Origin of the sequence: Streptomyces antioxidans (assembly GCF_000968685.2) — a bacterium.
GTDB lineage: Bacteria > Actinomycetota > Actinomycetes > Streptomycetales > Streptomycetaceae > Streptomyces > Streptomyces antioxidans.
This window is the reverse complement of sequence record NZ_LAKD02000004.1, coordinates 1-12,720: the sequence shown is the minus strand read 5'-3', so window position 1 is coordinate 12,720 and position 12,720 is coordinate 1. Positions and strand designations below refer to the sequence as shown.

At 68.5% G+C, this 12,720-nt stretch carries 10 protein-coding genes; 7 read left to right on the top strand and 3 right to left on the bottom strand.

Features of this window, described 5'->3' with window-relative positions; all coding sequences use genetic code 11:
- Positions 1–29: 29 nt before the first annotated feature.
- Positions 30–953 carry a LysR family transcriptional regulator gene (locus VT50_RS02645; RefSeq protein ID WP_078840815.1) on the bottom strand — a complete coding sequence of 308 codons (924 nt, stop codon included), beginning with the start codon at positions 951–953 and terminating at the stop codon, positions 30–32.
- Positions 954–1,042: 89 nt separating this feature from the next.
- Here VT50_RS02645 and speB point away from each other — a divergent pair, with 89 nt between their 5' ends.
- From speB to hglS, 5 genes are read left to right on the top strand one after another with little or no spacing between them, the layout of a single operon-like run.
- Positions 1,043–2,035 carry an agmatinase gene (gene speB / locus VT50_RS02640; RefSeq protein ID WP_143645170.1) on the top strand — a complete coding sequence of 331 codons (993 nt, stop codon included), beginning with the start codon at positions 1,043–1,045 and terminating at the stop codon, positions 2,033–2,035.
- A complete protein-coding gene (locus tag VT50_RS40165) occupies positions 2,032–3,147 on the top strand; it encodes an amidase (protein ID WP_053048667.1) in 1,116 nt (371 codons plus the stop codon). The genes speB and VT50_RS40165 overlap by 4 nt, the downstream gene beginning before the upstream one ends.
- Complete coding sequence (locus VT50_RS02630) at positions 3,110–4,624, top strand: amino acid permease (protein WP_276207295.1); 1,515 nt, start codon at positions 3,110–3,112, stop codon at positions 4,622–4,624. The genes VT50_RS40165 and VT50_RS02630 overlap by 38 nt, the downstream gene beginning before the upstream one ends.
- Complete coding sequence (locus VT50_RS02625; protein WP_046087931.1) at positions 4,614–5,777, top strand: Glu/Leu/Phe/Val family dehydrogenase; 1,164 nt, start codon at positions 4,614–4,616, stop codon at positions 5,775–5,777. Before VT50_RS02630 ends, VT50_RS02625 begins: the two co-directional genes overlap by 11 nt.
- Positions 5,774–7,126 (top strand): 2-oxoadipate dioxygenase/decarboxylase, encoded by a 1,353-nt coding sequence (gene hglS, locus VT50_RS02620; RefSeq protein WP_046087932.1) that lies wholly within the window; start codon positions 5,774–5,776, stop codon positions 7,124–7,126. Before VT50_RS02625 ends, hglS begins: the two co-directional genes overlap by 4 nt.
- A 96-nt stretch (positions 7,127–7,222) precedes the next feature.
- Here the strand turns inward: hglS and VT50_RS02615 are convergent, their stop codons facing one another.
- Positions 7,223–8,182 (bottom strand): LysR family transcriptional regulator, encoded by a 960-nt coding sequence (locus VT50_RS02615; protein ID WP_158083180.1) that lies wholly within the window; start codon positions 8,180–8,182, stop codon positions 7,223–7,225.
- 113 nt (positions 8,183–8,295) lie between these two features.
- On the opposite strand from VT50_RS02615, the gene VT50_RS02610 reads away from it, so the two are divergent.
- Together VT50_RS02610 and VT50_RS38940 are read left to right on the top strand one after the other, a co-directional pair.
- Positions 8,296–8,937, top strand: a complete 642-nt coding sequence (locus VT50_RS02610) for a flavodoxin family protein (protein ID WP_046087933.1) — start codon at positions 8,296–8,298, stop codon at positions 8,935–8,937.
- Positions 8,938–9,253: 316 nt separating this feature from the next.
- Positions 9,254–9,523 carry a hypothetical protein gene (locus VT50_RS38940; protein WP_143645169.1) on the top strand — a complete coding sequence of 90 codons (270 nt, stop codon included), beginning with the start codon at positions 9,254–9,256 and terminating at the stop codon, positions 9,521–9,523.
- Positions 9,524–9,570: 47 nt separating this feature from the next.
- Here the strand turns inward: VT50_RS38940 and VT50_RS02605 are convergent, their stop codons facing one another.
- Entirely contained in the window at positions 9,571–12,240 is a 2,670-nt protein-coding gene (locus VT50_RS02605; RefSeq protein ID WP_075200435.1) for a DEAD/DEAH box helicase, read from the bottom strand.
- Positions 12,241–12,720: the final 480 nt, after the last annotated feature.

The following is a 12,720-nucleotide window of genomic DNA, read 5'->3' as shown; positions in this document are numbered from 1 at the left end:
ACCATTTATCCAGAACGCGTGGCCGGGCTTCACGACGGGGCAAGTTCTGGATCCTGCAGCTCGCCGCAGACCTCGACGGCAAGGTCGACCAGACCGGCCACCGCGGGATGCAGAGGGCGATCAGCGTGCCATGCCGCGCCGATGACGAACGGCGGCAGTTCATCGACCGGCCGGGTCACCGCGATCGCCTCATCTTGATCATCCACCGCGAAGGCGGGAACCAGGGCCGCCCCCAGCCCGACGCCGACCAGACGCTGGATGGCGGCGTTGCCGTCAGTCCGGAAGACCACCTGGGGCGTATGGCCGTGAGCGGCGAGGTACTCCTCCATCCGCAGCGCATTGCGCAGGCTCCGGTAGCCGATCAGCGGAAGCTGTGAGATCCCCGCCATGCTGACGTCGCGGGGTACGGCACCGGCCGCCGTGATGAGCACATACTCACCGTTCATCAGATGCCGCCACGCGAACGGCCCCTCGCCGACCGGCAAAAGCGCGAACGTCAGGTCGAGCCGCCCCCGTTCGACGAGGTCCAGCAGCTGCTCGTCGCCTGCGTGCTCGACCAACTCGACAGTGACATCCGGCCAGCGCGCTTGGAACCGTTGCAGCAGGGGCGGCAGCACGCGCACCGCGACGCTCTGGAACGTGCCGATCCGCAGAGTAGGAGCGGCCGCGTCCGCGGTGGCGTGGACGTCAGCCTCGGCGAGCTCGGCCCGCCGCAGGATCGCCTGCGCATGGACCACCAGCCGTTCACCGGCCGCCGTCAAAGAGATACGGCGCGGACCGCCTGGCCGATGAACCAGCCGGGCACCGAGCATCCGCTCCAGAGCAGCGATCTGCTGGCTCACCGCGGACTGGGTATAGCCCAGCCGCTCCGCCGCACTGCCAAAGGAACCGGTCTCGGCCAACGCCATCAGCGCGACAAGATGCCGGAACTCCCAAGAAGGTCCATTAGCCATACTGATACACCCTAGACAAAGTTGAATTGTGATAATGACCCTAGGTTCCTAGCGTGTGGGCAGGCAACCTCTACCGAAGGAGCCCGCCTGTGCCCACCCCTGCTCAGACCACGACCCCTCTCCGCCCCGCACCACTCCTGCGCCCACCACTGGCAGACGAGTTCGACGAGCCGGTCGCGGACCTCCTCCTACCGCTTGAAAAGGCACCCAGCCCGGCGGCGGTGCTCCTCGGAGTGCCATTCGACGCGACGACCATGGGCCGCAGCGGCAGCCGGCACGCGCCAACAGCAGTCCGAACCGCACTGGCCGGGCTGCTCAGCTACCACGCAGGTTTCGACAGCGACCTCCGCCAGGGGGGCACGCTCGCGGACGCCGGTGACGTCGACGCGCTGCAGACCGACGTCGAAGAGACATGGCGGCGGATCAGCGAGGCCACCACGGCCCTGATGTCCACCGTGGACGCTCCTCTCATAGTGCTCGGCGGGGACAACAGCCTCACCTTCCCGGTGCTCCGCGGCGCTCTCGCCGCCCGAACCGGCCGACTCGGAGTCGTCCACTTCGACGCCCACTTCGACGTCCGAGCCTCACACCACGGCGAGCCCGCATCCGGCGTACCGTTCCGCCGGGCCCTGGAAGACCTCGACGGCCGGATCAGCGGCCGCAACATGACCCAGATCGGCATCGCGGGCTGGGAGAACACCAAAGCGGCGGCGGACTACGTCGCCCAGCAGGGCATCCGCGTGTACTCCGCACGCGAGGTCCAGACCACACCCATGGACACGCTGGTGGAAGAGGCGGTCTCCCGGGCCGTCGACGGCACCGACGGCGTCTGGATCAGCATCGACATCGACGCGGTCGACGGCGCCTTCGCCCCCGGCACCAACTGCCCGACCGTCGGCGGACTCACCTCTCACCAACTGCTCGAACTCGTGTGGCGGCTCTCCCAGGTTCCCCAGGTCATCGGCCTGGACCTGTCCGAGGTATCGCCGCCCCTCGATCGCGACGGCCTCACCGTGCAATTGGCCGCGGCGACCATCCTGACCTTCCTCGCCGGGCAGGCGAAAGCCAGGACCACGACGTGATCTCCCGGGTACACACCGCCCTGGAGACCATCGACCCGGAACTGGGCGCCTTCATCACGGTCGACGCAGGCGGCGCACTCGCCCGCGCGCGACACCCTCCCAGCGGCCGGGCCGAAGGACTTCTCATCGCGGTCAAGGACCTGATCGACACGGCGGACCTGCGGACGACCTACGGATCAACCCGGTACTGCGACCACATCCCGCGCCGTACCGCGCCGATCGTGACCGACCTCGAACGCGAGGGCGCAGTCGTGATCGGCAAGACCAACCTCAACGAGTTCGCATACGGAGTGTCCGGCTACAACCCCCACTACGGCCTGATGCGCCTGCCGCAGGACCGCTCCCGCACCCCAGGAGGGTCCAGCGGCGGCTCCGCGATCGCCGTCGCCGCGGGCGCCGCCGACGTCGGTATCGGCACCGACACCAGCGGCTCGATCCGGATCCCGGCGGCCTGCTGCGGAATCTTCGGATTCTGCTGCGCTGCCCGCGCGGTACCCCTGGCCGGCGTCCACCCGCTCGCCCCCGACTACGACCGGGCCGGGTACCTCACCCGTGACGTCCCGACCCTGCAGCGCATCCTCGACATCCGCCAGCTGCCAGAGACCAGCGGGCTGAAAGTGGTCAGCGCGGCAGAACTGCAGCTGCCCGCGCTGCCCGATGAGCACTGGACCCTGTTCCGCGAGCAGGCGCACCGAATCCACCGGGAAGCCGCGGTACGCGAGCCGCAGACCTACGGCGCCGACCTGCACGTGAAGCTCGCCCAGCCTGTCGGCGACCCCGTGCGGGCGCGCGAGACCATGCGAGCCTGGCGCGCCGAGGTCGATGCCGCGCTTCACGGCATCGACCTGCACGTCGGCCCCGTGATGGATGGCCCCGCGCCGCTGACGACCGATGTCCTGGCCGACTATCGCGACGGCACGCTGCACGCCTCCGAGCCGTTACTGGCCCACACACCGACCGCGAACGCGCTCGGCTGGCCAGCGCTTGCAGTGCCGACCCCCGACGGCCCCCGACAGATCCTGGGCCGCCCCGGCGCCGAGCCGGCAATTCTGGCCCTCGGAGCGGAGATGTCTCGTGCGGCACTGCCGCCGAGCCCTGGCTACCAGTCCTGATCTCGTCACCGGCTCGTCACCGGAAGGACCTCCTGTGTCTCAACCTCCAACTGTCTCTCCACCCCCAGCGAAGAGCCTGCAGCGACGGCACATCACCATGATCACCCTCGGTGGCATGCTCGGCGCCGGCTTGTTCGTCGGCAGCGGTGCCGCGATCAACCAGGTCGGCCCCGGCATCCTGATCTGCTACCTGCTGAGCGGGCTGCTGCTCATCCTGGTGATGCGCATGCTGGCCGAGCTGGCCGCGGATCACCCCAACAGCGGGTCTTTCTCGACCTACGCCGAAGAGACCTTCGGCCGGTGGGCCGGCTCCCTGGTCGGCTGGCTGTACTGGTGGTTCTGGGTCGTGATCATCGCCTTCGAGGCCAGCGCCGGCGCATCGATCGTGCACGACTGGGTGCCCGCCGCCCCGCAATGGACGATCGCGCTGCTGCTGATGGCGGCGCTGACCACCACCAACCTGTGGTCAGTACGCTCCTACGGCGAGTTCGAGTTCTGGTTCTCCGCCATCAAGGTCGTCGCGATCATAGCGTTCATCGCCGTCGGGGCCATCGTCCTCATCGGCCTCTTCCCGGGCCATCCGTCGCCGGGCCTTGGCAACCTCACCGGACACGGCGGGTTCCTGCCGCACGGGGGCGGCTCGATCGCCAGGGGCACCCTGATCGTCTTCCTCACCTTCGTCGGACCAGAGATGGTGAGCATCGCCGCAGCCGAGTGCGAGGAGCCGACTCGGGCGATCCGCAAAACAACCAACAGCATCATCTGGCGGATCCTGTTCTTCTACATCGGCTCCATCGGCATCGTGGTGACGCTGCTGCCCTGGAACTCCTCAAAGGTCGACCAGAGCCCTTACGTCGCCGTGCTGGACTTGATCGGGTTCCCCTCGGTCGGCGTGGTCATGGCGGCCATCGTGCTGACCGCCGTGCTGTCGTGCCTGAACTCCGGCCTCTACACAGCGTCCCGCATGGTCTTTTCACTCGCTGAGCGTGGCCAGGCGCCAGCGGCACTGGCCCGTCTCAGCAGCCGGGGCGTACCCCGGTCGGCCATCCTGGCCTCGGTCGCCGTCGGATTCGTGGGCGTGATCTTCAACTACCTCTCCCCGAACAAGGTATTTCTGTTCCTGCTCAACTCCAGCAGTGCCACGGCACTGTTCGTCTACATCGCCATCGGGCTCACCCAGATCGTGAGCAGATACCGGCTCCGCACCAGGGACGCCGAGCAGACACTGACCATCCGGATGTGGTGCTTCCCGTGGTTGAGCGTGCTCGCCGTCGCCGCGATGGTCTACATCATCGTGGCGATGCTGGCCGACTCATCCGTCCGGTCACAGATCGTCAGCTCGCTGGTGGCCGCCGCGGTCTTCCTGGCGCTCGGCGCCCTCAACCAATTCCGCTCCAGGCGGCACACCGTGCCCGACGCACCATCCACCCGGCCTTTCCGGCCTCGCTCTGAACAAGGAACCGAGCATGTCCGATGAACTGTTTTCCCTCATCGACGACTGGGGGCCGGAGAAGATCGTATGTGTCTCCGACTCCCGGACAAGGATGCGCGGCGTCCTCGTTCTGGACAACACCGCGCGCGGCACCGGCAAGGGCGGCACCCGGATGGGCCCGGCCGTAACGGTCACCGAAATCGCCCGGCTGGCACGCACCATGACCTGGAAGTGGGCCGCCGTCGACCTGTTTCACGGCGGTGCGAAGGCCGGCATCGTCGCGGATCCCCATGCGGACAACAAGGAAGCCGTCCTGCGAGCGTTCGCCCGGGCACTGTCGAACGAGGTGCCACGCGAATACGTGCTGGGACTCGACATGGGCCTGTCGGAACCCGACGCCGCCATCTTCCTGGACGAGTTGGGCGACCGCGGCGCATCAGTCGGTCTGCCCACCGCGCTCGGGGGACTTCCCTACGACGAACTCGGGGTGACCGGATTCGGCGTCGCCGAGGCGGCCGACGCCGCTGCAGGCGAGACCGGCCTGCGCCTGGCCGGCGCGCGCGTCGTCATCCAAGGCTTCGGTGCCGTGGGGACCGCCGCGGCGGCACGGTTCGCCGAACTCGGCGCGACCGTCGTCGCCGTCTCCACCACGACCGGCGCCGTCTACGCCCCCGACGGCCTCGACATCGAGCGCCTGCGCGGGCTGCACGCGGAGCTGGGCGAGGACTGCGTCCGTGCCTACGGCGGCAAACAACTCGACGCCGGCGCCGAGCTCGCTGTGGACACCGACGTCCTCGTACCCGCCGCCACCCAGGACGTGATCGACCCCACCGTCGCGCGCGACGTGACCGCCCGCCTCGTGGTGGAGGGCGCGAACCTGCCGACGACACCAGAGGCCAGGCTCGCACTGTCTGCCCGGGGAATCACCGTCGTACCCGACTTCATCGCCAACGCCGGCGGCGTCGTCGCGGCGGCGTATGCGATGGACGCGCGATACTCGGCCTTCCGGCCCGAGCTGGAGCAGGTCTTCGCCAGCATCTCCGACAAGCTCCGCTCGAACGTGGCGACCGTACTCGAACGCAGCCGTGCGCTGAAGGTCAGCACCCACCAGGCGGCGTTGCAGCAGGCCCAGGACCGGGTCCGCGAGGCGATGCGGCTGCGCGGCAGGCTGCCGGTGACGCAAGGAGGCCAGCGATGACACACACCGTTGCGACCTGGGAGCTGCGATCACGGTTCGCCAGCAGCCTCTCAGCCCTGTACGGCACCGAGGTACCGGCATACACCACCCTGGTCGAGGCCGCCCAGCAGGTGAATGCCACGGTCCTGCGCGACCGCGGCGCCAAGGCCGAACGGCTGGGCAGCATCGACCGGGTGACCGCCGAGCGGCACGGCGCGATCCGGGTCGGGACACCACGTGAGCTCCGCCAGATCGCCAGGATCTTCGGCGCCGTCGGAATGTACCCGACCGGCTTCTACGACCTTCGGGACGCCGCGCCGACACCCATCCCCGTGGTGTCCACTGCCTTTCGCCCGACCGACCCCGCAGAACTCGCCCGCAATCCGTTCCGCGTCTTCACCTCCCTGCTCATCCCCGACGACCGTCGTTTCTTCGACAACGACGTACGCGCCGCTCTGGAGAAGTTCCTTAACCAGCGGCGACTGTTCGGGGACGAACTGCTCGAGCTCGCGGATGCCGCCGAAGCCGGGGGCGGCCTGCCCGAGCCCGCCGCCACCCGCTTCGTGGAACTGGCCACCGCATCGTTCGCCCTGTCCGACACCCCGGTCGACCGCACCTGGTACCAGACCCTGGAAAACATCTCCGGCGTCGCGGCCGACATCGGCGGAGTGAGCACCACCCACATCAACCACCTCACCCCACGGGTACTCGACATCGACGAGCTCTACCGGCAGATGCAGTCCAGGGGCATCGCGATGATCGACCGAATCCAGGGGCCGCCGAAGTGGGACGGGCCCGACGTCCTGCTCCGGCAGACGTCCTTCCGCGCGCTGGCCGAACCACGCCGGTTCGCCGAACCGGACGGGACCGTCAGCGACGGCCAGCTCCGGGTCCGGTTCGGCGAGGTCGAGGCCCGCGGCATCGCCCTCACCCCGGCGGGAAGGGACCGCTACGACCGACTGCTGGCCGAGACCGACGGCTCAGCCACCGCCTGGGCATCGCGGATGCCACGCACCGAGCGAGCACTGGCGGAAGGGGACCTGGCCTACTTCACCGCCGTCGTGAACCCCCACCGGCCACGCGACGGGAACGCCCCGCCCACCGACCTGCCAGCCCTGGTCCGCGGCGGCTGGGTGGACCTCGAACCGATCGTCTACGAGGACTTCCTGCCCCGGTCCGCCGCGGGCATCTTCTCCTCGAACCTGACCGGCGAAACCAGCGTCGACCACGACCAGGACGGCATGGCCCGCGATGCGCAATGGCTGGCAGGCGTGCTCGACCGGCCGCTGCACGACCCCTTCGATCTGTACGACCGGCAGCGCGCCGACTCACTGCACACGGTTGCCGTCAAGCTCGGCACCAACCGGTGAACGTCCTCGAACACGAGCGGACCGGACCGGCGGCGCGGTCGACGCCCCACTCAGCGACGCGCCCGGCAGAAGCGGACACCCCGACAGGGCCAGGCTCTAGCCCTCTCGTCCCCCCAGGTGGGGGATGCCGCTGGGGGGTGGCTGCCCTGTGACCTCGTCGAAGACATCTGCCGCCACCTGCTCGAGCGCCGCCAGGTAGGCCGCGACGGCCGGGTGCGTGGCACCGCCCTGCCGGACCGCCACGTAGACATGCCGGCTGATCCGTTCCGCGACGGGGACGACCCGCACCGCCGCCGGGACCGGGATCCTCGCGCTGGAAGGAAGCAGCGTCAGGCCCATTCCGGCCTCGACCAAGGCAAGGATCGCCGTCCAGTCGGCCGCGCGATGGCGCACCATGGGCCTAAAACCGGCGGCCAGGCAGGCACCGTGCAGGAGCTGGTCGCACGAGTCACCCTCCCGGGTGCCCACCCACTCCTGGTCGGCGAGGTGAGAGAGAACGGCGGCCGGACCGCGGGCAGAGGGGTGATCGAGCGGAACGGCGAGCAGGAAGTCGTCCACACCCAGCGGGAGCCGGGCGTAGCGCTGGTCATCCGGCGGCTGCGTTCCGGCGCCCTCGACGCCCACCACCAGGTCGAGATCGCCCGTGGAAAGCTGGTCCAGCCCGGCCGGCACCTCGACCTCACGCAGATCGACCCGCAGCCGTGGATGCCGCTCGCGGGCCACCCGGACCGCCGGAATCAGCAGCGTCGCGATCGCGGACGGAAAGGCCCCGACGGTGAGCTGCCCGAGCTCACCGTCGGCCGCGGCCCGGACATCCCCCTGCGCGCGTTCGAGCCGCGCGAACACGGCGTACGCGTGCTCGACGAGAACCCTGCCCGCGTCCGTCAGCCTCAGACGGCGCCCGTCCATCTCGGTCAGCCGGGCCCCGGCCTCGCGGGTCAGGGCCGCCAACTGCTGCGACGCCGCAGAGGTCGAGATGTGCAACGCGGACGCGGCGGCCTGCAGTGTGCCCCGCTCATGAAGGGCCAGGAGCAGGCGGAGACGGGACAAGCTCATCATGAAGCTCACCTTAACATCACCCGCCATAAAGTCCGCCTTGTCTGTACTGTTTGCCTGTGGCAGCGTGAGAAAGGCCAGACCAGCCTCATCGGACAAAGGCGACCCAACTCATGAAGATCCTCGCCGTGAGCTCCAGTCCACGGAAAGACAGCAACTCAGGCCTGCTCGCACAGGCAGTCCTCGACGGAGCAGCCTCCCGCGGCCACAGCACCGAACTCGTCCACCTCACGGACACGGTGACCGCTCCACTACGCGACTGCCGATCCTGCCGCCAAGACGACGGCACCTGCTCCATCGAGGACAACTACGAGCAACTGGTCCTACAGAAAGTGCTGTCGGCGGACGCGATCGTCTTCGCCACCCCGCTGTACTGGTACGGAATGTCAGGACAGCTGAAGATCTTCATCGACCGCCTCTTCTGCTACATAAAGTCGGACTACCCGGACTGCGAGTCGGTCCGTGAGCAACTGGTCGGCAAGCGCATGGTCGTCACGATCAGCTCAGAGGAGTCCTACCCAGGCGCCGTCTCCAGCATCGTCGCCCAGATGCAGGAATTCGCACGGTACCTGCACAGCGACCTGGTCGGCGTCGTACGGGGGATCGGCAACACCCGCGGCGAAGTGGAACACGACCCCTCACGACCGCTCGATCAGGCCCACGACCTGGGAACACGACTATTCGAAGAACGCTACACCGACTACCGCATCGACACCCCCCGCAGCGGCGTCGTATGGCCCGTACCACTCGGCTAACGCCGCGACCACACACCCCGGCCAGATCGGTGACCGCGGAGCCAGATACGGGGTGACGCCCGATCCGACGGCCGAAGCCACGGTGACCGAACCCGTCCCAAGTGCGCAGCGACCGACCCACCAGGACAAGCACAAGCCACAGCAGACCGTGCCTCGTGGCAGCACGAGCTCGGTGCACCACGAGCGCACGACGATACCCCCGCTCGACCGGCCGGAACCGCGTGCCAGCGACCGCCCCGCGGACACAGCCGAACGAAGACACCGTCCGGGAAGTGACCTAACGGCTCAACGAGGGTCCGGCCTGCCCGGACCCTCGTTGAGCGCAACCCCCGGCCCCCGCCCGCCCATCAACCAGCGCCTCGATACCCGCCACACCAAGACACCCCAGCCCTTCGAAAAACGCCACGACCACGTCCCCACAGCCGCTGAACGACCCGACCTGACCCTGATCCCCTCCCGCACCCACAACCCCAACCGCCGACAGCCGATCTCCCACCGACACTTCAACCCGCACCTCAAGACCTACATCGCCGACCTTAAAGCCCAACTCGCGCCGTACCTCACCACACCACCCCCGCCTCCCTGACCCAACCTCGGATCGACGCCAAACGAGAGGAACCTGGCCGACGACCGTCAGATCCAGTCGATACCCAGCTTCTGCAGTGAGTCAAGCTGGTCCTGGGTAAGCTTGCCCCGCCTCGATTTGATGTTGGAGACCCACACACCCAGCTTCACGACCACTGGCTCCCCCTCGCCGACGATCACGATCTCCTCGACATGACCACGCGGTACGGATCGGTGAGCGCCTTCCCGCTCGACCCACTGGGCGAGGGCTACCAAGCCGCGTTGGAAGGCCTGCTGTGCTGTGCTCCGCCCCTTCGCCAAGCGCTTAGCCGCCGGAACCGGAGACAGAACTTCCACAGGCTTCAAGCCCAGCTTGGCCAGCCGCTCCTGCTGCTCGCTCGACAGCTGCGCCCAGGCGGCCGGCTGAGTCTGCCGCTGGAGCCACCGCCCGATGTCGTCGCCGTCCATGAGCACACCGGGCGCGACGTCGGGCAAGACACCGCCGGGTTCGTCCTCGGCGAGGTAGGCGAGGATGCGGTAATGGCGTTGCCAGTCAAGTGGCCAGGGACAGTCCCAGTCGGAGTCGACGGCAGCCAGCTGCTGCGCGCGCTTCTCCGCCCGTTTCGGGTCCTTCCCGAGGCCGTTCTTGCGACGGAGGTTGGCCATGTGCTGCCCGATAGGCACCAGGCCCTCGGCTTCGCTCTCGCCCCACACAGCGTCCTGCCGGGGTGCAAGGTGCCCCATGGCCCGCCGATAGGACCGGAACGCGGCGAGCTTGGACTCCCAAGCTTCTTCGCCGGGTTCCCAGACCATCCCGGCCTCCGGTACGTCCAGCAGGGTCTTACGTCGCTCCTCCAGCTGCCCGGCCCGCAGCGCCTTCCGCTGCTGGTGGACCCAACGGCCAAGCGGAAACGCCTTCGTCGTCCCGACCTCGACCTCGACGTCATAGGGGACGGCGCAGACGTCGGTGATCTCATTCTCCTTCCGCCAGCGCAGCAGCGCCTGGTAGCCCTCCAGCCACACCAGGGACTCCGGCCGGTAGACCCGGGCCCGCAGGAAGGCGGCGACGGTCGCCGCGTCCCGGGGAGAGGAGAAACGGAGCAGGGCCGACTCGGCAGCGACGTCGGTGTCGTCCTGCTCCTGGCCCTCGCCCTCACCGCCGGCCCCGACGATCCGCCCGTCCTCGTCACGCTGCACGTGGACCCTGCGCCTGCCGCTGGTGAGCGCCCGGGAGGCGAGCTGCTCGACCAGGCGCTCATCATGACTGCGCAGACCCTGGAGGACCGCTACAAGGGGACGGAACGAAGCGCTGGCCACCATGTCCTGCGGATCCTCGCCGGCCTCGAGGAAGACGGGCACGATGATCCGCGCGACCTTCGTGGAGCCGTCGCGGTTCAGCCGGAGCGCCCGGCCGATGTTCTGCACGATCTCAACCTGGGAGCCGCGGGTGTCGGCGAAGCAGACGGCTTCCACTCCCCGCTCGCCGGTGATGTCGACACCCTCCCCAAGCACGCGGCAGCTGGCGAGGAACGCGCGGTGAACTCGGCGGCCGGCGGCGTCGATACCGCCTGCGAACTGCCTTAGCACTTCGCGCCGCTCGCTGACGAGATGGTCGCCGCACAGCCACGCCGACCACACCCGGTCCGGCGGAACGTGGCGGCCGGCCTCCAGCTCGTAGAACTCCGCGCTGATCGACGACTGCGCCAGCTCCTCCGCGGCTGCCAAGCCGTCGTCGGAGGCGTCGTTGACATACAACTCTGCAGCCGTCTCCGGCATCTTCCTCGCGAACGCCGCCGCTTCCTCGACCTTCTGATGGAAAGTCATCACCGTGCGCAAGTTGTACGCGGCGGCGTGCTCCAGGAGCGCGGTCTGCAACAGGGCCAGACGTCGGCCTCGCTGCGCCTCCTCCGGTTCCCCGAGGATCGGCGCGGGGTCGCGGATCTCCACCACGTCGATCTCGAAACCCGCGAGGATGCCCCGCTCGATCGCCTCGCTCAGCCCGAGCTCGGCAAGCCAGGGACCGTAGGTCTGGGAGTCCTGGCCCATCGACGCGATCTCCAGCTCCTGGCCACCCGCGCCCCTCTGCGGCCGGGGGGCGGCGAGGATGCGCGGGGTCGCGGTCAGGTAGAGCCGGAAGTCGGCGGGAATGCGGGCGTTGTCGTGGATCGCTGCCCACGGCCGACCTAGATCACCTGCGGTTGAATGGGCCTCATCGATGATGGCGAGCGCGAAACCGTCCATCTGCTGTCCATACAACCGCTCCCCACCCGCCAAAGCGGCCTCCAGTGGCCCACGAACCTTCCCCTGGCCCATCGGGTCGTTGAAGTCTTCGCGGTCCACCAGGGAGGCGTACGTAGCGAACGCAATTATGGGCCCGGACCCGGCCCACAGGGCGAGCTGGATCGGGTTGGTGGTGGTGCGCACCCCCAGCTCGCCCAGGACCGGGTCGTTATCCAGCGAACACACCGCGACCATCGGTGCCCGGTGGCCCACCAGGCGCCACGCCTGGGCGGTCTGCACGAGCAGGTCCAGAGTCGGCACGGTCACGAGGATCCGGCCGTCCGCGAACAACTCCAGCGCGCACGCGGCGGCTGTGATCGTCTTGCCCGAGCCAGTCGCTGACACGATCGTGCCCCGGGCACCCTGCGGGGGAACAGATGATCTTGCAGGAAATCCCACCCACCTACGAAACGCGGAGCGTTGATCTACCTGGTGTTCCTTGAGCTGGATTGCTGACATTTCCTTGCCTCCCCTATGCCTGAATTCCCGTAGCCGTTCAGATAGCCGTGTGCGAAATGCAGGCTCGAAATTGAGTGCTTCTGCCGGACAGTTGGGGAGTGTCTCGTGTTTCTGCCAACGGTACATGCTGCATCAAACTATGCACGCGATACGCTGAAACCCACGCGAGCGACTACTCCTACCTCTCGTAGTCAGCCCGGCCCGCGCCAGCGGGCCCAACGGTTCTGGAGGCGCAGCCGGAAGGACCGTTAGGCGGGGGAGCGCAGCGGACCCGCCTCAGGCTGGAGTGCAACGGAAGCCTGATAGCGCGGCATGCCGCGCCGGTCCGGGAGCGCAGCGGACGGACCGTCACCCTGCCTGCGCAGCAGGCAGGGTGAGCGGGTGGCGCAGCCACCCGCTCCGCTTCCGCGGAGCGGAAGCGCAATACCCGTGCGCAGCACGGGTATTCGCTTACACATCGCGCAGCGATGTGGTACCCGC